Here is a 19,436-nt window from a genome sequence, read left to right on the forward strand (position 1 = left end):
CCTTACGATTGGTATTGTTGTTAAAAAAATGTTTCAACATGTACATTAGCAAGGTGTTGGCAAGAACTCTTTTCAACTTTAGTCGGGGTATAAAAAATAAAAAACTCCCGTGATATGGGCGCTTAGAGAATAGTTAGGGTTATTTGTTAATGTTAAAAAGCTGTTAAACTAGCCAAAGGTCTAAGGAGAAAAATGATAAAAAGCACGAATAAGAGACGTGATTAATTTTTTCTTCATTGATTTTAGCGATCCTTAACAGAAACATTCTGCGTTCTTCTTTTTATCAATCAGCGAAAAAATTGGCGTGAAAAATTCACAAGTAATTTATTTACATAAAGTTTTCGTACCAAATCACCGTTTTAGCGCACAATAAAGTAATATAACTGAGTCATTCTCGTACAACCTCGCGCTTTGGGACGGTTTAAGGAGGAGGCAGATTAAGGCATTAACTTATTAACGAAGTCGCCTTAGCTCATCACAAGCATATCGTTTTTCATTAAGGGAGGGTGAGAATGGACGCAGACACCATTAATAGTTTTTTTCTTATAGGTGCGTTGTTAATCGCACTTAGCGTTCTTTTAAGCCCAGTTTCCTCTAAGTTGGGAATCCCAATTCTTTTGGTATTTTTAGCCGTTGGAATGCTGGCGGGGGAAGACGGTTTAGGCGGTATTTTATTTGATAATTTTTCGATCGCTTACTTGGTCAGTAACCTCGCATTAGCCATCATTTTGCTCGATGGTGGTATGAGAACACGGGTTGCCAGCTTTAGGGTGGCGTTATGGCCTTCGGTGTCCTTGGCAACGTTTGGGGTTGCGATCACCACTATTTTGACCGGGCTGATGGCAACGTGGTTATTCGACTTAGACTTGCTGCAAGGTATATTAGTTGGTGCGATTGTCGGCTCCACAGATGCTGCCGCGGTTTTTTCTCTACTCAAAGGTCGTAGTCTTAACGAACGTGTTGGCTCAACGCTGGAAATTGAATCCGGCACCAATGATCCTATGGCGGTGTTTCTGACTGTTACTCTGATTGCTATTTTAGCGAACCCAGATGCAGATTTGAGTGTGGGCTTTTTGGCGCTCAGTTTTCTTAAGCAGTTTGGTATTGGCGCTTTACTCGGTTTTGCTGGTGGCTGGATTTTGTGGAAGGTCATCAATCGTAATCAACTGCCGGATGGCTTATATTCGATTTTAACCGTCAGTGGTGGCTTGCTGATTTTCGCTTTATCTAATGCATTAGGTGGCAGCGGTATTCTGTCAATTTATCTGGTTGGTTTACTGCTAGGTAATCGTCCAACACGCAGCCGCCATTCCATTCTTCATGTGCTAGATGGCATGACGTGGCTAGCTCAAATCGGTATGTTCCTCGTGCTTGGTTTATTGGTTACGCCTTCCAACTTGCTCTCTATTGCGTTGCCTGGTTTGGCGCTGGCCTTTGGGATGATTTTATTTGCCCGTCCAATCTCGGTTTGGATCGGTTTACTGCCATTCAAGAGTTTCACACCACGTGAAAAGTGGTTTGTTTCTTGGGTGGGCTTGCGCGGTGCTGTCCCAATTATTCTGGCGGTATTTCCAATGATGGCAGGATTGCCAGATGCGCAGTTGTACTTCAATTTGGCGTTTTTCGTGGTAATGGTCTCTTTGATTGTACAAGGTGGCACATTGACTAAAGCGATGTCTCTGGCGAAGGTAGAGCTACCTTCTAAACCTGAGCCAATTTCACGCACAGGTGTGGAGATTTACCCAACTAGTGAGTGGGAACTGTTTATCTATAAGCTTAAAGCGGATAAATGGTGTATTGGTGAACCATTGCGTAGTCTTTCGATGCCGGATGGAACGCGCATCGCCGCAGTATTTCGCAATAAAGCGTTATTGCATCCGTCAGGTAGTACGCGCCTCGAAGAAGACGATACCTTGTGTGTGTTGGCGCAAGAAAAGGATTTGGATGCCCTGAGCTTGCTATTTAGTGAAGCGCCTGAGAAAGCGTCATTGGCACGATTCTTTGGTGATTTCTTCCTCGATATTGAAGTTAACCTTGCCGATATTGCGATGATGTATGGCCTGAACTTGGGCGATGAATCACTCGATAAAAGCTTAAGAAACCTTGTAGAAGAACAATTGGGGAGTACACCAGTGTTAGGGGACCAATTCGAGTGGCAAGGCTTGCAATGGATCATTGCCGATGTCGTTGACCAACAAGTCACCAAAGTAGGTATCCGGTTGCCAAGCGAGCAAAGCCTGCTCGCTGACGAGGAGTGAACCTAGTCGTTCATCTCCGTTAGCATGATGACGGCTTGTGTGCGGTTTTTTACGCCGAGCTTGCGGAAAATCGCCGTCATGTGCGCTTTGATGGTGGCTTCTGAAACATTCAATTCGTAGGCGATTTGTTTGTTCAGTAAGCCATCTGACAACATCCCCAACACCTTATATTGCTGTGGCGTTAGCGCGGCAATCTTCTCCGCTAAGTCATTACATGCCGCGTTATTGGTGATCAGCCCTTCAGGAAAATACGGGTCGCCATTGAGCACTTGATTGAGCGCATTCACCAATTCGCGCATATCGCTCGATTTAGGAATAAAACCAAACGCACCATGGCTTTTCACTTGTGTCACGATCGCTGGCTCTTCACTAGCCGAGACGACGACGATTGGTAAGTCTGGGTGTTCTGCTCGCAAGTGAATCAAGCCAGACATACCATTTGCTCCTGGCATTTTGAGATCCAATAGCACCAAATCTGGCTCTTCTTCTCGCTCTAACAAAGCCAGTAGTGCGTCGAGTGAGTCCGCTTCCAGCAAATTTGCCCCACTGATTGCCATGTGGATAGATTGAAACAAGGCATTACGGAAGAGTGGGTGATCATCTGCAATGATGATGGTGTAGGTCGAATCCATGACGTTAAACACTTTTGACTATTTCGTTAAATTTATTATTGTCCAGCTTTGAGAGAGTGGACAATATTTATTCGCTAAAAGTCTGAACCAAATCGACTTTTATTAGGAAAATTGCATATAAGCGCAATTTTCTCATTCAAATCTGGGTAATAAAAAACGCCAGTGGTCATCACTGGCGTTTGAATATCTGGTGATCAGAATTGTTGGATGTGCTCTAAGAAAGGCTCGGCTTGCATAAAGCCGGTTAAACGCGCGTTTGAAATGTGTTCGCCATTCGCATCCCAGAACTCGATGGTTGGCAAGCCAAGTACGTTCATGTGTTTGAGTAACTCAATATCTTGCACTTGGTTCTTGGTTACATCAGCTTGCAAAAGAACAAAGTCTTTTAGCTTGGCTTCGACGCTTGGATCATGGAAGGTGTACTTCTCAAACTCTTTACACGCCACACACCAATCGGCGTAGAAGTCGAGCATCACAGGTTTGCCAGCTGTTTTGGCTAGCGCTAGTTGTTCTTCCAACTCTGCAACATTGGCAATGCGTGTAAAGCTTACGGAAGTTTGTTGAGCTTGCGTTGCGTTATTACCAAACCAGTAATTTAATACTGGCTGTGCTGACGCGAGCAAACCCAATACGGCCATGATGCCAACGGCGCTTTGTTTCCAGCCACCAAACTCCAAGCTGTTTTTCACATGATACAGCCAACCAAAGGCAGCGATGCCCAGTGTTGACCACAGAATTGTTGACCATATTTCTGGCATGATACGTTCCAACAAGAAGATAGGCGCAGCAAGCAGAATAAAGCCGAACAGCGTTTTCACGCGGTCCATCCAACCGCCGGCTTTTGGTAGCAACTTGTTGCCAAATACCGCTACAAGGATCAACGGAATACCCATGCCCATCGCTAGCGCGTAAAGGGCGACCCCACCAGTGAGTAAGTCGCCACTTTGTGCGACGTAAAGCAGCGCACCAGAGAGTGGGGCGGTAGTACACGGAGAACAAACCAAGCCAGATATTGCCCCCATTGCAAACACGCCTGCACTGCTACCACCTTGCTGCTTGTTACTTAAGTTATTCAGCCACGTTTGCACGCTGCTTGGTAACTGCAATGAGTACAGACCAAACATCGACATAGCTAATGCAATGAACAGTACACTCAAACCAATCAGCACATAAGGGTGTTGCATCGCCGCTTGGAACTGCATGCCCGCAGACGCCACTACAAGGCCGAGCAGCGTGTAAGTCAGCGCCATGCCTTGTACGTAAACAAATGACAAACCAAGCGCACGACGTTGGCTCAGCTTGCCACTGCCAAGCACGATGCTGGTCAAAATTGGGTACATCGGCAGCACACAAGGTGTAAATGCTAGACCCACACCAAGTGCCAAAAACAACAACGGCGTCCACCACTTGTCGGCTAGATTCGCGGCTAAGCTATCTTGCTCACTGACTGGTACTGAAGTGGTGGTTGATTTTGTTGTTGGCTGTGCTTGTTCTGTCGCTGGTGCCTTGGCAGTCGGTGCTACGGTGTCGGAATTGGATGAAGAAAACGCGCTGATTGGAATCTCACGTGTTTCTGGTGGGTAGCAGAAGCCCGCTTTCGCACAGCCTTGATATTGCACAATGACACGTGCGCCCTCTTGCCAATTACTCAGTGGGATATTGACAAATAGTGGTGTGGTATAGATATGCACATCACCAAAGAATTCATCTTTATGTGGCGTGCCGTTTTCCATTTGCAGTTCGCCCAGTGAGATGTTCTCACCAGACACAGATAAACGCTCTTGATACAGGTAATAACCATCGCGTACCTGCCAATCGAGCATCAATTTGTCGTCTTGCTGGTAGAAATTAAACGGAAATGCCTGATCGACCGGAACAAAGCTGTCGCTGCTGCTACCAAAACTGTTGTTCTGGCTATTGGTAAACTGGTCTTTGCCGAACAAGGCCAAAGACGGAGTGGAAAAGGTAATAAGCCCTAAGAGTAAAACGGAAAGTAATGCGCGCATAAAAGAGTCAATTCATCTTAGATAATTGCCGTTAGTGTAACTCAATCAGACCCGGAGGCGAGTCAATAAGTTTCATGAAAATGAAGATTTATTGAGCATAATTCAAGACGACAGGCAATAAAAAAGGGAGCCGAAGCTCCCCGAGTAAGACTCTGTTTCTACTAGATCAGTAGACCACCGAATGCGAAGCCAAGTGCTACTGCAGAAGCGATGGTTACCACACCAGGTACAAAGAATGGGTGGTTGAATACGTACTTACCGATACGAGTTGAACCCGTGTCGTCCATCTCAACCGCTGCTAGAAGCGTTGGGTAAGTTGGCAGTACGAATAGCGCACTTACTGCTGCGAAAGATGCAACTGCGGTAAGTGGTGCCACACCGATAGCAAGTGCTGCTGGCATCAGCGCAACCGTGGTTGCACCTTGCGAGTAAAGCAGCATAGACGCGAAGAATAGAACAAGCGCTAGCATCCATGGGTAGTCTGCTAGTAGTGCTCCAGCGACTTCTTTGATGCCGTCAACGTGCGCGTTAACGAACGTAGAACCTAACCATGCCACACCAAGAACACACACACACGCTGTCATACCAGAGCGGAATGTTGCTGCGGCTGGAATTTTGCCAGCGTCGATTTTACAGCTCATTACGATAGCTGCCGCGGCTGCTAGCATTACCGTCATGATAGCTTCGTTACGACCTAGAGCAGGGTTCTCGATAAGGCCAACAGAGCCAGAAATTGCTGCTGCGTAACACACTACGAATGCGATCGCGCCTAGGAAGATGAAGGTTGCTTTTTTCGCTGTTGGCAGGATTTCGCGTTTTGCTTCTGTATTTAGCTTGATTAAGCCTTTTTCTAGACGCTCTTGGTATTCAGAATCGTCTTTTAGCTCACAGCCCATGAAGTTCGCAACAAACGCACCGATCATACAAGCGATGAACGTGGTTGGGATACAGATTGCTAGTAGTGTTAGGTAGTCAACGCCAAATGGGTGCAGCATTGCCGCAAACGCGACAACAGCCGCTGAGATTGGTGATGCAGTGATCGCGATTTGCGATGCCACTACTGCGATAGACAGTGGACGAGAAGGACGCACGCCTTGGCCTTTCGCGACTTCTGCAATCACTGGCAACGTAGAGAATGCCGTGTGGCCAGTACCGGCCATCAGCGTCATTAGGTAAGTTACGATAGGCGCATAAAAGGTGATGCGCTCAGGATGCTTGCGCAAAAAGTTTTCAGCAACTTGCACCATCCAGTCTAAACCACCTGCCACTTGCATTGCTGCGATAGCCGTGATGACAGACATGATGATCAAAATTACGTCAACTGGGATGTAAGCTTGGCTTGTTGGCACACCTAAGATCAAAGACAACGCAATGACCCCAGCACCACCAGCAAAACCAATGCCGATACCGCCGATTCTAGCCCCCAAATAGATGAAGAGCAGAACCACGAAGAGTTCGACCATGACCATATTGATACCTCTTTAGTTTTTTATTGATTCTGATTTTTTGAACACTCAGGAACAGGAGTAAATGCTCAGAGAATTAGAACCCAGTGGCCTAATGGCAATAAAAGCATATAAAAAATGTGGTTAACCGTATGAGAGCCTAAAAAAGGGGCCTGAGTGGCCCCCTTCGAATTAGTTATTACTCGTAGCGTTTCGCTTTGTAAGTTGGATGCATGAAGTTTTCGACTGACAAGATTTCATCAAGCTCTTCTGCGGTTAGCAGGCCGCGCTCTAGCACAACTTCGCGAACACTCTTACCGGTTTCCGCACAAATCTTACCTACGATGTCACCTTCGTGGTGGCCGATGTATGGGTTTAGATAAGTGACGATACCGATAGAGTTGTAAACGTAGTTTTCACAAGTCTCTTTATTGACTGTGATGCCGTCGATACATTTATCACGTAGGTTCACACACGCATTGTGTAGTAGAGAGATAGACTCAAACATGCTTTGTGCAATAACTGGTTCCATTACGTTTAGCTGTAGCTGACCGCCTTCTGCTGCGAAAGAAACCGTGTTGTCGTTACCTAGAACTTTGAAGCAAACTTGGTTTACTACTTCTGGGATAACTGGGTTTACTTTTGCTGGCATGATTGAAGAACCTGCTTGCATTTCAGGTAGGTTCAATTCATTTAGACCAGCGCGTGGGCCAGAAGAAAGTAGACGAAGGTCGTTACAGATCTTCGATAGTTTCACCGCTAGACGTTTTAGTGCACTGTGCGTCATTACGTATGCGCCACAGTCAGAAGTCGCTTCGATAAGGTCTTCTGCCGCAACAACGTCAAGACCTGTTACTTCCGCTAGATGTTTTACTGCAAGCGCTTGGTAGCCAGTCGGTGTATTTAGACCTGTACCGATTGCGGTTGCGCCTAGGTTGATTTCTAGGAGTAGTTTAGAGGTGTAATCTAGAGCACGAATCTCTTCGTTTAGTGTTACTGCCCAAGCGTGGAACTCTTGACCTACAGTCATCGGTACCGCGTCTTGTAGCTGAGTACGACCCATTTTCAGTACATCTTTAAACTCAATTGCTTTAAGTTCGAATGCGCCTTTTAGGTACTCAATTGCTTCCATTAGTTTGTGTACGCTGTTGTAAACCGCGATACGGAAACCCGTTGGGTACGCACAGTTGGTTGATTGGCTCTTGTTTACGTGGTCATTTGGGTTAACAAATTCGTATTGACCTTTCTCTTTACCCATTAGCTCAAGCGCAACGTTTGCGATCACTTCGTTTGTGTTCATGTTCACGGAAGTGCCCGCACCACCTTGGAATACGTCTGATGGGAACTGATCCATGCACTTGCCAGTTTCTAGGATCAAATCACACGCTTCGATGATGTAGTTTGCAACGTCTTTTGGAATCGCACCAAGTTCTTTGTTTGCCAACGCCGCTGCTTTTTTGGTCATTACCATACCGCGTACAAATTCTGGTACGTCAGAGATGGTCATATTAGAGATGTTGAAGTTCTCGATCGCACGTAGCGTATGAATACCGTAGTACGCATCTGCAGGGACATGACGTTGACCTAATAGATCTTCTTCAATACGAGTGGCTGGGTTTGCTGTTTTTGGAGCATCAGATAGGGTAGCCATAGCAGGATCCTTAGATGATAATTCTGATAATAAAGTTATTTATTAGCCATTTCTGCAATCTAGAATCCATTCATCAGAATTTTTGGCTGGAAAATCCGTCCTGACTTATGTGGCACATGATACTGCACCTAGCGCATAAAAATAGTAACTAGATCACCTTTTTCGTTTTTCATGAGTCAATAATTTGCAAAGTATGAACGGGTTATTAATAACCCTTTATGGGTACTCGATTTTCCTCGACAAACATGGGTTTTTAGAGTTCGAAATTAGCACTTTAAAAGCACGAAAAAATCGGTATGCAATTGAATGAAACACTCCACTACTGCTTTTTCTGCGTAGGAAGAGACCAGTATGAACACGCTTTTTTACAACGATTCGTTTGAGCTTAGTCCGCTTTTACCATTACACTGAATTAAACAAAGGAGGGCGTGTGTTTCCTATCTTATTATTGGCGTTTATTTTTGTCCCGATCATTGAAATCGGCTTATTTATTCAGGTGGGCGGCTTTTTAGGTTTGTGGCCGACTATCGCATTAGTATTAATCACGGCATTTGTCGGTGCATCGTTGGTGCGCAGCCAAGGCATCCAAACTCTGATGTCTGTGCAGGGGCGTCTGGAACAAGGTGAAATTCCAGCCCAGCAAATTTTTGAAGGCGTAATGCTAGCGGTGGCTGGCGTGCTGCTGTTAACACCGGGCTTTATGACCGATGCTCTTGGTATGCTGGTGTTGCTTCCTGCGCCACGCGCCGCGATTGCCAAATACTTGATGAGTAAAATGGTGGTGAAAACCATGCATGGTGGTGGCTTCCAAGGTGGTTTCTCTAACCAAGGGCCATTTGAGCAAGACCCGTTTCGCCGTGACCCATTTAATTCCCAGTCAGAAGATGGCAATACCTTTGAAGGGGAATACGAGCGTAAAGACGATGATGATCGCAACAAGCTCAACTGATTGAGTCAGAGAGTAAAGAAAACAAAAGGGCGCACGAGCGCCCTTTTTTGTGTTTGGAATTCGTGGGGCTTACAACGCGCCTTCAAATCCCATTTGACGCCATGCTTCAAAAGCAATGATCGCAACGGCGTTCGAAAGGTTTAGGCTACGCGCATCTGGCATCATTGGAATGCGGATACGCTGCTCCATTGGCAAGCTATCGATGATTTCAGCAGGCAAGCCACGAGTTTCTGGACCAAACATCAATACGTCACCTGCTTGGTATTGTGCATCAACGTGGTGACCTGTGGTTTTGGTGGTGCAGGCAAACAATCGGTAGTTACCTTGTTTCTCTTTCTCTAAATATTCTAAGAATGCTTGATAGTTCTTATGACGCGTTACGCGAGCTAAATCATGGTAATCCAAACCAGCGCGGCGGACTTTCTTCTCTTCAAGATCGAAACCCAGAGGTTCAATTAAGTGAAGGTTTGCACCGCAGTTGGCACAAAGTCGAATGATGTTGCCGGTGTTCGGCGCGATTTCTGGTTCGTATAAAGCGATATCAAACATGGTATTGAAATAGAGTTGGTCAAATAGAGGGGCAGTATATACCCAAGTCAGCAAGATATGCGAGATTCAGCAAGATTGACCTGGGTATGAAAGCAGGCATTAGCGCGGACGCTAATACCGTAAGTATCGATGCTCTTTATAATAGAGCGTGAGCGTAATTTTCTTCAACCGCTCGCCAATTAACGACGTTCCACCATGCATCAATGTATTCTGGACGACGGTTTTGGTAGCTGATGTAATACGCGTGCTCCCACACGTCAAGAGCGAGAATTGGCTCGCCGCGTACATCCACTACGTCCATCAGAGGGTTATCTTGATTGCTGGTGGACGTAATGTGAATCTCTCCATCTTTTACGATCAGCCATGCAAAGCCAGAACCAAAGGTATTAATCGCGGCTTGGGCAAACGCTTCTTTAAATTGCGCAAAGCTACCAAATTTATCGTTAATTGCCTGAGCAAGTGCGCCTTGAGGCTCACCGCCACCGTTTGGAGACATGCAATTCCAATAAATGATGTGGTTGTAGTAGCCGCCGCCATTATTACGTACTGCAGGGCTGAGCTTAGAGATATTGTCAAAGATCTCGTCTAGCGACTGAGTTTCGAGCTCGCTCCCTTCAACGGCACTTACGAACTTATCGAAATAAGTCTTGTGATGTTTGCTGTAGTGCACTTCCATGGTTTTCGCGTCGATGTACGGCTCTAGTGAATCGTACGGGTAAGGCAGAGCGGGAAATGTATGTGACATAGTAAATCCTCCTTAATTGGAAAATTCACTTTAATGCTAACGATAATTATTATCAACTTTGATCTTTGTAAGGGTATTCGAAGGCGTTCCCACCCAATTTCTAAAGTGAAGATGAAGCCGTGAATCTCTCACTCTAGAAATAGGGTGTGGCTTACTGTTAGCTCATCGGCTTGAAGTTAACGATTGATAGGTAAGGTGATACTCATGCGCAATCCGCCTAACGGACTTCGACTGGCGACGATCGTTCCACTGTGCTGGCGGATGGCACTTTCGGTAATGGTTAGGCCGAGACCCGTGCCGCCGGAGTGGCGATCGCGGGCCGTTGAAACGCGATAAAACGGGCGAAAAATCGCGGCTAATTCTTCTTCTGGAACGCCCTCGCCATTGTCATCAACCGTGATATGCAGCGTATCCTCATCGGCCTTGATGTCGATTTGCACCTCATCTTTCCCGTAATAGATGGCGTTACGAACGATGTTTTCCACCGCACTCATCAGCAGTTTAGGATTGCCGGAGATACTTCGTTTTGGCAGTTCAGAATAGTGTAGGTGCTTACCCATTTGCTCAGCTTCAAACTGCGCATCTTTAATGATCTCTTCCCACAAACTTTCCAGTGGCTGCGTTTCGCGAGTCATATGGCTGTTCGCCTGCATGCGAGACAGTTCAAGCAATTCGCTGATCATCTGTTCCAGGCGCTGCGCTTCGGTATCGATACGAGTCAGTTCTGGGCTTTCACCCTGCTTACGCGTCGCTAATGCGCTCGCCATACGTAGGCGAGTTAAAGGTGAGCGTAACTCGTGAGAGATGTCGGATAGCAGGCGTTGCTGTCCTGAAATCATCTGATTGACCGCCTCGACCATCTGGTTGAAGCTGCTGCCAGCTTGACGAAACTCTGCCGTGCCTTTTTCTAAATTTGGGTCTGTGACAAATTCGCCTTTCGCGACACGTTGAGCGGCGGCTTCAAGACGACGCGCTGGCTGACTCAATGCCCAAGCAAGCCATAACAGCAAGGGTGTACTAACCAGCATGACCGCGAGCAACAGCTGGAATGGGTGATCAAACAGACGCAAGAGTAGTGGTGGTGGCTCATTCCACTTGAAGCCCACATACATCAAGATATCGGAGCCAGCCAAAGTAATTGGGATTGGACCTGCAATCATGTATCGACCATACAGTTTCTGCTTTGGTTGGTTGTAATCTTCGATACTGGTGACAAAGTTTTGCATGGCACGCAATTGGAAGTTACTGCGTTTTTCTGTCGTAAGAACATTACCGCTGTAGTCAGAAAAAAATACGCGCGGACGAGGGTCATGCTTACCGTGACGGTTACCCTCGATACGAAATAGTATTCGACCTAAATCAGTTTGCTGACGGTATTTTTGTTGGATTGCGTCACGCGTTTCTACCATACGTTTATAGTGCTCTTCTGGAATGTCGCGAGCTTTGCGAGGGTCCAAATGTGGCAGTGATAACACGGCTATCAACACCAATAACATAGTGAACCAAAAAATGGCAAAGATGCGTCCATACAAGCTATTGATGTTTGGCAGTTTGATGCGTGATAGGCGCATTAATCCTCCTCAAGCAGCATATAGCCACGACCACGCAGGGTTTTGATGCGCGGCTTGCCATTGCTCTGATCTGGTAATTTTTTACGTAAGTTCGAAACATGCATATCGATCGCGCGATCAAAAGCGGCGAGTCGTTTACCAAGCACATCTAAGCTCAATGTTTCTTTAGTTAGCACTTGTCCTGGGTTTTGCACAAAGTGGGTCAACAGAGCAAACTCGGTTGCTGTGAGATCGAGCAACTGTTGATCGCAGTATGCTTCTTGTTTACCTGGGTAAAGACGGAGCTCTTGATACTCAATGCAATCGCTGTTTTTGGTGTTTTTTTGTGTGCTGCTGGTACGGCGTAAGATCGCACGGATACGTGCTAACAGTTCACGGTCACTAAAAGGTTTCGGTAAATAATCATCCGCGCCTAGCTCTAAACCGATCACGCGGTCAATTTCTTCCCCTTTAGCGGTCAGCATCAAGACAGGAGTTTCCCAGTTTTCACGCAAGCGTTTAAGGGTTTCCATGCCATTTAGCTTCGGCATCATGACATCCAACAAAATCAAATCAATCTTATCATTGACCGCAGCTAAGCCTGATTCGCCATCATTTGCTTCGCTGACGTCAAATCCTTCGAAACTGAGTACCTCTTTTAATAAGCTGGTTAGCTCGATATCGTCATCAATTAAAAGAATGTTTGCCATGGGGGCACCTATAGTAAGTTACCGATAGCTTAATATTACATTGGAATGATGTGCTGCGAAGAGGGTAAAAATCACTCTTTACGATTCTTTACGCTCCCTATACGTCGCTTTACCTAGTGGGTCGTATTCTATACTCAAGCGCTGTGAGAACAGCTCAGAAGAATCACTCACCTGTGTAAGGAATCAAATTATGAAATCTGCAAAAAAACTTGTGTTAGCTGCTGTTGTTCTACCTCTCACTCTCGGCGCAGCAAGCGCATTCGCATACGGTGGTAAAAACCATCATCAAGGCCCGCGTGATGAATGTGGCATGGGAATGGACCGTGGCATTATGCGTGATTTGAATTTGACGGATGCTCAAAAAGATCAGCTTAAGTCTTTCCGTGAAGCAAACCGCGCACAGATGAAAGGCAAATATTCTGAAAATCGCGAAGCTCGTATGGCTGAGCGACAAGCACACCACGCAAAAATGCAGTCACTCTTACTAGCGGATAGTTTTGATGAAGCGCAAGCGACCGCATTAGCAAAAGAAATGGTTGAACGCCAAACTGAGCACCGTGTGCAAATGCTAGAAAGAAAGCACCAAATGCTGAGCGTATTAACGCCAGAACAAAAAGCAGAGTTTGTGAAGTTGCAAAATGAACGCATGCAAGAGTGTGGCGACAGAATGCATAAGCGCATGGAAAAATACCGCAATAATTAAGTCATGAATTGATGTTATATAAAGAGGCAGCCATTGGTTGCCTCTTTTTGATCTGGTTATTTCATGGGCATTCAATATACTCAACGTATGGTTTGAGTTAACTCTTTGATTATGAAACAGCAATATGCACGTTTAGTGACGACCGCAGCTTGGACTGCAACTATTGTGGCGACTCTTCTCTTGATTGTAAAAGTCATCACGTGGTGGGTAACCGGCTCAGTTAGCCTATTGGCATCACTGATCGACTCAATGTTGGATATCGCCGCGTCGGTGGTAAATCTCGTTGTTGTCCGTTATGCCTTACAACCAGCAGACCGCGAACATACGTTTGGGCATGGTAAAGCTGAGTCTTTAGCGGCCTTGGCTCAGGCTATGTTTATTTCGGGGTCGGCGGTATTTTTGATCCTGAACGGGATTGACCGATTTTTCCGTCCACACGCACTGCATGCGCCGGAGCTCGGTGTTTATGTATCGCTGTTTGCGATTGTGGTCACACTTGGCTTGGTGATGTTCCAAAAACATGTGGTACGCGTGACAGGGAGCCAAGCAATCGCGGCAGATTCTCTGCATTATCAGACTGATTTGTATATGAACGCTGCGATCATGGTGGCTCTGGGACTCAGCTACTTTGGCGTGACACAAGCGGATGCGGTGTTTGCGATTGGCATTGGTGTCTTCATTCTTTACAGCGCCTTCAAAATGGTCAGCGAAGCGATTCAGACGTTATTAGACCGAAAGCTGCCGGATTCCGAATTAGAGCAAATCCGCAATGAATGTTTGAATGTGAAAGGGGTTCTTGGGGTTCATCAACTGCGCACCCGTATGTCAGGACCGACACGCTTTATTCAGTTGCACTTGGAGCTAGACGATAACTTACGTTTAATCGAAGCGCACTATATTGCCGATAAAGTTGAGGAAAACCTTTTAGCTTTGTTTCCTGATGCGGATGTTTTGATCCATCAAGATCCGTTGTCTGTCGTTTTTGGGCCAGAGAAAGAGCAAAAAGCGCAAGATTGGTAGGGCTCGAAAAATCCATAAGTGCCTGACGACAAACAGGCACTTATTGACTATCTTTCCATCAATACTTATTAAGATTCGTGATCCTGATGTGAATCAACAAAGTTTCATAGAGAAACTGTAATACTCTTACATAAGTAGAAAAGTTACATAAAAAAGTGCGTTTTCATTGGTAATCCTGTAGAGGAAATGTAACATAACGCACAGTTCTGGATTATGCAGGTTGCTTGGTAACAAGGGGCCTAAAAGAAAATTAAATAATTGATTGCCAAAGATCGAGGGTGAGCATGATTAAGAAGATCGGTGTTTTAACAAGTGGCGGTGACGCACCTGGTATGAACGCGGCGATACGCGGCGTAGTACGTACAGCACTATCCGAGGGATTGGAAGTATTCGGTGTGTACGACGGCTACCTAGGCCTATACGAAGGCCGCATCGAGAAGCTAGATCGTTCTAGCGTTTCAGATGTGATCAACAAAGGTGGTACGTTCCTAGGTTCTGCACGTTTCCCTGAATTTAAAGAAGTGGAAGTGCGTGAAAAAGCGATTGAGAACCTGAAAAAACATGGTATCGATGCGCTAGTCGTGATCGGTGGTGACGGTTCGTACATGGGTGCGAAGAAACTGACTGAAATGGGTTACCCATGTATCGGTCTTCCAGGCACAATCGATAACGATATCGCTGGTACTGACTACACAGTGGGCTACCTAAGTGCACTAAACACAGTTATCGATGCAATCGACCGTCTACGTGATACTTCTTCATCTCACCAACGTATTTCAATTGTAGAAATCATGGGTCGTCACTGTGGTGACCTAACTCTGATGTCTGCAATCGCGGGTGGTTGTGAGTACATCATCACTCCAGAAACTGGCCTAGACAAAGACAAGCTGATCAGCAACATCCAAGACGGCATTGCAAAAGGTAAGAAACACGCAATCATCGCGTTGACTGAGCTAATGATGGATGCCAATGAACTGGCTCGTGACATCGAAGCGGCGACAGGTCGTGAAACTCGTGCAACAGTACTTGGTCACATCCAACGTGGTGGTCGTCCAACGGCATTTGACCGCGTTCTAGCATCTCGCATGGGTAACTACGCTGTTCACCTACTGCTTGAAGGTCATGGCGGTCGCTGTGTAGGTATCGTGAAAGAGCAACTTGTTCACCACGACATCATCGACGCGATCGAAAACATGAAGCGTCCAGTACGCAACGATCTATACAAAGTTGCTGAAGAACTGTTCTAAGCAAGTTTGAAATAGATAAAGAAAAACCGCGGCTTTCCGCGGTTTTTTTGTATTTGAGTATTAGCAAAAGGAAGCTGACGCATCGGACAAAATCTTACGAAGCGCTGCTCTGTTCAATGAGCGTCAATTTACGTTCGCGCAGTGCAAACATATAGCCAAGTAGGCCACCTAACGTATTCCCCACTGCGATACCTATAAACAAGCCTTCAATACTGTAAATTTGGCTTCCGATCCATGCTGATGGCAGGGTAAACACGAACAGACGCATAAAGCTCCATTGAAATGCTCGTAATGGTTTGTGCATCGCATTCAAACCACTGATTAACATCATCACAATGCCTTGAAAACCATAACTAAACGGCACCACAAGCAGGTAATGCCACAGCAGATTTTTTACCGCTTCTTCCTGCGAGAACAATGCCGCTAGAGGAATACTCAATGGCACCATCATCAAGAAGATAAACCCTTGGAACACCACCGCAAAACGCATGCTGATAAATAAGCCGGAAAAGGCGCGTTGAGGGTTTTTCGCCCCTAAGTTTTGTGCCATGAATGGCGTGAGTGCTGAGGTCAGAGACATCAAGACTAGGATCAAAATAGACTCAATACGCTGCGCCGCACCGTAAGCCGCAACTGCTGCCGTACCGTGGTTGGATAACAGCATCATCAGAATGGCACCGGACAATGGATTCATCGCGTTCGACAGTGCGGCAGGAGTGCCGATTTTTAAAGTTTGCTGCCAATCTTGTTTCAGCAAGGACCATTGGGGTTGAGCGAGCAACTTTTCGCGTTTAACTAGCACATAGAATGAGCCACATAGTGCACCTAACCAGCTAAAAGCACTGGCTATTGCCGCCCCTTGGATGCCAAGCTCGGGGAATGGGCCAAGTCCGAAGATCAGTAGTGGATCGAGCATGCCGTTAATCAAGCCCGCCAACATCATGATTTTGGCAGGTGTTTTTGTATCCCCAGATGCTCGTATCGCGCTATTGCCCGCCATTGGGATCACCAACAATGGAATGGTGAGATACCACACCTGCATGTACTCTTCGATGAGTGGAATTAGGTCGTCGGCTGCGCCAAGAAAGCGGAACAGTGGTGCAATAGTGGCAAAGCCAATCGAAGAGGCGATAGCCACGAGTAACACCGCTAACAACAAACCGTGAGTGGTAAACCGAGCGGCTTGTGGGGCGTGACCTTGTCCAAGTAAGCGACCAATATTGGTCGATAGACCCATCCCTATTCCCATCGTGATGCAGTTAACCGCAAAGGTTACAGGGAAGGTATAGCTGATCGCCGCTAGCGCTTGAGTACCAAGCAACGAGATAAAAAACGTGTCCACCAAGTTAAACATCAAAATCGCGATCATGCCCATGGTCATGGGGACGGTCATTTTCCGCAGCGTTTCAGGAATGGGTGCGGTCAACAAACCATGCTTATCGGTCGCTTGGGGTTCCAGCTTGTTATTTTCCTGCATGTATGACAACTATGTGGTGAGCAAACTGCAAGGATACAAGAAAGCGAGATGCTGGGCGAGTGAGCATTTCGAACGCAAACCGTTGCTTAGTTGTTCGTTATTTTAACTAAGTCACAAAAATTTTGTGCCACCCCCTTGGGATCGCTGCTTCGACCCCTTATATAGGGATCACGTGTCTGGGGCTACAGTCCCTAAGGACAATTATCAAATAAACATGGAAATTTTCAGGAGAGACGACCGATGAACATTCGTCCATTACATGACCGAGTTATCGTTGAACGTAAAGAAGTTGAATCTAAGTCTGCTGGTGGCATCGTTCTCACTGGTTCTGCTGCAGAAAAATCAACTCGCGGTGTTGTTCTAGCTGTGGGTAAAGGCCGCATCCTAGAAAACGGCACAGTACTGCCGCTGGACGTTAAAGTTGGTGATACTGTTATCTTCGCTGAAGGTTACGGTACAAAAACTGAAAAAATCGACGGTAAAGAAGTGCTTGTCATGTCTGAAAACGACATCATGGCGATCGTTGAATAATAGCAATCATTGAGTAATTTTTTGCTCAGATTCAATTACGAAATTACACACAAAGAATTTTAGAAAGGAAATCAAAGATGGCTGCTAAAGACGTTAAATTTGGTAATGACGCACGAGTTAAAATGCTAGAAGGTGTAAACGTTCTGGCTGACGCAGTAAAAGTAACACTGGGTCCAAAAGGACGTAATGTCGTTCTAGACAAATCTTTTGGTGCACCGACTATCACGAAAGATGGTGTATCAGTAGCGCGTGAAATCGAGCTGGAAGATAAATTCCAGAACATGGGCGCACAAATGGTTAAAGAAGTTGCGTCTAAAGCAAACGACGCGGCAGGTGACGGTACAACAACAGCAACAGTACTAGCACAATCTATCGTAAACGAAGGTCTAAAAGCAGTCGCAGCGGGTATGAACCCAATGGACCTTAAGCGTGGTATCGACAAAGCAGTAGCAGCAGCAGTAGAGCAACTAAAAGAGCTTTCTGTTGAATGTAACGACACGAAAGCGATCGCACAGGTTGGTACTATCTCTGCAAACTCAGACGCAAGCGTAGGTAACATCATTGCTGAAGCAATGGAGCGTGTGGGCCGTGATGGCGTTATCACTGTTGAAGAAGGTCAGGCGCTACAAGATGAGCTAGACGTAGTTGAAGGTATGCAGTTCGACCGCGGTTACCTATCTCCTTACTTCATCAACAACCAAGAGTCAGGCAGTGTTGATCTAGAAAACCCATTCATCCTGCTAGTTGATAAGAAGATCTCAAACATTCGTGAACTTCTTCCAACGCTAGAAGCTGTAGCGAAAGCGTCTCGTCCACTGCTTATCATCGCAGAAGATGTAGAAGGCGAAGCGCTAGCAACATTGGTTGTCAACAACATGCGTGGCATCGTGAAAGTTGCAGCAGTGAAAGCACCTGGCTTCGGTGACCGTCGTAAAGCAATGCTACAAGACATCGCTATCCTAACTGGCGGTACTGTGATTTCTGAAGAAATCGGTCTAGAGCTTGAAAAAGTAGCACTAGAAGATCTAGGTCAAGCGAAGCGTGTTTCTATCACGAAAGAAAACACGACTATCATCGATGGTATCGGTGAAGAAGAGATGATCTCTGGCCGCGTAGCTCAAATTCGTCAACAAATCGAAGACGCAACTTCAGACTACGACAAAGAGAAACTACAAGAGCGCGTAGCGAAACTGGCTGGCGGTGTTGCAGTAATCAAAGTTGGTGCAGCAACTGAAGTTGAAATGAAAGAGAAGAAAGACCGTGTAGAAGATGCGCTAGCCGCAACTCGTGCAGCGGTTGAAGAAGGTGTTGTTGCTGGTGGTGGTGTTGCACTTATCCGCGCGGCATCTAAGATTGCTCACCTAACGGGTGACAACGAAGAGCAAAACGTTGGTATCCGCGTTGCACTACGTGCAATGGAAGCGCCAATCCGTCAAATCACGAAGAACGCAGGTGAGGAAGACTCAGTGGTTGCGAACAATGTGAAAGCGGGTGAAGGCTCTTACGGTTACAACGCAGCAACAGGCGAATACGGCGACATGCTAGAGATGGGTATTCTAGACCCAACGAAAGTAACTCGTTCTGCGCTACAGTTCGCAGCATCGGTTGCGGGTCTGATGATAACGACTGAAGCAATGGTTACTGACCTACCGCAAAAAGACGCACCAGCGATGCCTGACATGGGTGGCATGGGTGGCATGGGCGGTATGGGCGGCATGATGTAAGCCAGCTTATCTCTTTGCTCTAAGGGAATCCTTATAGCGGAAAGATAACCGACCAAACCTTTAAAAGTCGAGGCATTTGCCTCGACTTTTTTATGCGCGTTATCCGAGAAATATAGCATTCTGATGTGGCTTCGATTGTGAGAGGCGAGTTCAAGAAATGTCAGTGGAAAAACATGAAAATAGAAGCGATAAAATTTTTTCTTTTGAGTCAGATGGTTAAATCTGACCTACCGCTAACA

16 protein-coding genes are annotated in these 19,436 nt (G+C 46.2%); 7 read left to right on the forward strand and 9 right to left on the reverse strand.

Translation table 11 applies throughout. The features are described from left to right. Window positions 1-512 precede the first annotated feature (512 nt). Window positions 513-2,258 (forward strand): potassium/proton antiporter, encoded by a 1,746-nt coding sequence (locus tag NL644_RS20645; protein WP_047010251.1) that lies wholly within the window; start codon window positions 513-515, stop codon window positions 2,256-2,258. Between the two features lie 2 nt (window positions 2,259-2,260). On the opposite strand, the gene NL644_RS20650 is transcribed toward NL644_RS20645, so the two are convergent. The 4 genes from NL644_RS20650 to aspA all read right to left on the reverse strand — a co-directional run bounded on the left by NL644_RS20650 (window position 2,261) and on the right by aspA (window position 7,992). After that, window positions 2,261-2,890 (reverse strand): response regulator transcription factor, encoded by a 630-nt coding sequence (locus NL644_RS20650; RefSeq protein WP_005397542.1) that lies wholly within the window; start codon window positions 2,888-2,890, stop codon window positions 2,261-2,263. 194 nt (window positions 2,891-3,084) lie between these two features. Further along, a complete protein-coding gene (locus tag NL644_RS20655) occupies window positions 3,085-4,896 on the reverse strand; it encodes a protein-disulfide reductase DsbD (protein ID WP_253658746.1) in 1,812 nt (603 codons plus the stop codon). Between the two features lie 161 nt (window positions 4,897-5,057). Next, the gene (locus NL644_RS20660; protein ID WP_065646964.1) at window positions 5,058-6,365 is read right to left on the reverse strand and encodes an anaerobic C4-dicarboxylate transporter; all 1,308 of its coding nucleotides are present in this window, start codon (window positions 6,363-6,365) and stop codon (window positions 5,058-5,060) included. Between the two features lie 175 nt (window positions 6,366-6,540). After that, window positions 6,541-7,992 carry an aspartate ammonia-lyase gene (gene aspA / locus NL644_RS20665; protein ID WP_005397540.1) on the reverse strand — a complete coding sequence of 484 codons (1,452 nt, stop codon included), beginning with the start codon at window positions 7,990-7,992 and terminating at the stop codon, window positions 6,541-6,543. Between the two features lie 430 nt (window positions 7,993-8,422). On the opposite strand from aspA, the gene NL644_RS20670 reads away from it, so the two are divergent. Next, a complete protein-coding gene (locus NL644_RS20670) occupies window positions 8,423-8,941 on the forward strand; it encodes an FxsA family protein (protein WP_109170183.1) in 519 nt (172 codons plus the stop codon). Window positions 8,942-9,010: 69 nt separating this feature from the next. Here the strand turns inward: NL644_RS20670 and trmL are convergent, their stop codons facing one another. The 4 genes from trmL to NL644_RS20690 all read right to left on the reverse strand — a co-directional run bounded on the left by trmL (window position 9,011) and on the right by NL644_RS20690 (window position 12,495). Then, entirely contained in the window at window positions 9,011-9,490 is a 480-nt protein-coding gene (trmL, locus tag NL644_RS20675) for a tRNA (uridine(34)/cytosine(34)/5-carboxymethylaminomethyluridine(34)-2'-O)-methyltransferase TrmL (protein ID WP_005382381.1), read from the reverse strand. 136 nt (window positions 9,491-9,626) lie between these two features. Further along, window positions 9,627-10,235 carry a superoxide dismutase gene (locus tag NL644_RS20680; RefSeq protein ID WP_005397537.1) on the reverse strand — a complete coding sequence of 203 codons (609 nt, stop codon included), beginning with the start codon at window positions 10,233-10,235 and terminating at the stop codon, window positions 9,627-9,629. 176 nt (window positions 10,236-10,411) lie between these two features. Next, entirely contained in the window at window positions 10,412-11,806 is a 1,395-nt protein-coding gene (cpxA, locus tag NL644_RS20685; RefSeq protein WP_253658747.1) for an envelope stress sensor histidine kinase CpxA, read from the reverse strand. Next, complete coding sequence (locus NL644_RS20690; RefSeq protein WP_253658748.1) at window positions 11,806-12,495, reverse strand: response regulator; 690 nt, start codon at window positions 12,493-12,495, stop codon at window positions 11,806-11,808. The genes cpxA and NL644_RS20690 overlap by 1 nt, the downstream gene beginning before the upstream one ends. Before the next feature lie 190 nt (window positions 12,496-12,685). On the opposite strand from NL644_RS20690, the gene NL644_RS20695 reads away from it, so the two are divergent. The 3 genes from NL644_RS20695 to pfkA all read left to right on the forward strand — a co-directional run bounded on the left by NL644_RS20695 (window position 12,686) and on the right by pfkA (window position 15,465). Continuing rightward, window positions 12,686-13,198 carry a CpxP family protein gene (locus NL644_RS20695; protein ID WP_005397532.1) on the forward strand — a complete coding sequence of 171 codons (513 nt, stop codon included), beginning with the start codon at window positions 12,686-12,688 and terminating at the stop codon, window positions 13,196-13,198. A 111-nt stretch (window positions 13,199-13,309) separates the two neighbouring features. Then, on the forward strand, window positions 13,310-14,218 hold the full coding sequence (fieF, locus tag NL644_RS20700) for a CDF family cation-efflux transporter FieF (RefSeq protein ID WP_005397530.1): 909 nt from the start codon (window positions 13,310-13,312) through the stop codon (window positions 14,216-14,218). Between the two features lie 284 nt (window positions 14,219-14,502). Beyond that, on the forward strand, window positions 14,503-15,465 hold the full coding sequence (pfkA, locus tag NL644_RS20705) for a 6-phosphofructokinase (protein ID WP_048626679.1): 963 nt from the start codon (window positions 14,503-14,505) through the stop codon (window positions 15,463-15,465). A gap of 94 nt (window positions 15,466-15,559) precedes the next feature. Here the strand turns inward: pfkA and NL644_RS20710 are convergent, their stop codons facing one another. Further along, window positions 15,560-16,942, reverse strand: a complete 1,383-nt coding sequence (locus NL644_RS20710; RefSeq protein ID WP_074190085.1) for an MATE family efflux transporter — start codon at window positions 16,940-16,942, stop codon at window positions 15,560-15,562. Between the two features lie 240 nt (window positions 16,943-17,182). Between NL644_RS20710 and NL644_RS20715 the strand changes: the two genes are divergently transcribed. Next, a complete protein-coding gene (locus NL644_RS20715) occupies window positions 17,183-17,473 on the forward strand; it encodes a co-chaperone GroES (RefSeq protein WP_005381516.1) in 291 nt (96 codons plus the stop codon). 77 nt (window positions 17,474-17,550) lie between these two features. Continuing rightward, complete coding sequence (gene groL / locus NL644_RS20720; protein ID WP_005381509.1) at window positions 17,551-19,197, forward strand: chaperonin GroEL; 1,647 nt, start codon at window positions 17,551-17,553, stop codon at window positions 19,195-19,197. Window positions 19,198-19,436 lie beyond the last annotated feature (239 nt).

Source organism: Vibrio sp. Y10_XG_PY6, from assembly GCF_024181795.1.
GTDB classification, from domain to species: domain Bacteria; phylum Pseudomonadota; class Gammaproteobacteria; order Enterobacterales; family Vibrionaceae; genus Vibrio; species Vibrio diabolicus.

Excerpts from the sequence above, each read along its gene's own strand:
- NL644_RS20645 (WP_047010251.1), top strand. The coding sequence starts at position 513 with ATGGACGCAGACACCATTAATAGTTTTTTTCTTATAGGTGCGTTGTTA.
- NL644_RS20650 (WP_005397542.1), bottom strand. The coding sequence starts at position 2,890 with ATGGATTCGACCTACACCATCATCATTGCAGATGATCACCCACTCTTC.
- NL644_RS20655 (WP_253658746.1), bottom strand. The coding sequence starts at position 4,896 with ATGCGCGCATTACTTTCCGTTTTACTCTTAGGGCTTATTACCTTTTCC.
- NL644_RS20660 (WP_065646964.1), bottom strand. The coding sequence starts at position 6,365 with ATGGTCATGGTCGAACTCTTCGTGGTTCTGCTCTTCATCTATTTGGGG.
- aspA (WP_005397540.1), bottom strand. The coding sequence starts at position 7,992 with ATGGCTACCCTATCTGATGCTCCAAAAACAGCAAACCCAGCCACTCGT.
- trmL (WP_005382381.1), bottom strand. The coding sequence starts at position 9,490 with ATGTTTGATATCGCTTTATACGAACCAGAAATCGCGCCGAACACCGGC.
- NL644_RS20680 (WP_005397537.1), bottom strand. The coding sequence starts at position 10,235 with ATGTCACATACATTTCCCGCTCTGCCTTACCCGTACGATTCACTAGAG.
- cpxA (WP_253658747.1), bottom strand. The coding sequence starts at position 11,806 with ATGCGCCTATCACGCATCAAACTGCCAAACATCAATAGCTTGTATGGA.
- NL644_RS20690 (WP_253658748.1), bottom strand. The coding sequence starts at position 12,495 with ATGGCAAACATTCTTTTAATTGATGACGATATCGAGCTAACCAGCTTA.
- NL644_RS20695 (WP_005397532.1), top strand. The coding sequence starts at position 12,686 with ATGAAATCTGCAAAAAAACTTGTGTTAGCTGCTGTTGTTCTACCTCTC.
- fieF (WP_005397530.1), top strand. The coding sequence starts at position 13,310 with ATGAAACAGCAATATGCACGTTTAGTGACGACCGCAGCTTGGACTGCA.
- pfkA (WP_048626679.1), top strand. The coding sequence starts at position 14,503 with ATGATTAAGAAGATCGGTGTTTTAACAAGTGGCGGTGACGCACCTGGT.
- NL644_RS20710 (WP_074190085.1), bottom strand. The coding sequence starts at position 16,942 with ATGCAGGAAAATAACAAGCTGGAACCCCAAGCGACCGATAAGCATGGT.
- NL644_RS20715 (WP_005381516.1), top strand. The coding sequence starts at position 17,183 with ATGAACATTCGTCCATTACATGACCGAGTTATCGTTGAACGTAAAGAA.
- groL (WP_005381509.1), top strand. The coding sequence starts at position 17,551 with ATGGCTGCTAAAGACGTTAAATTTGGTAATGACGCACGAGTTAAAATG.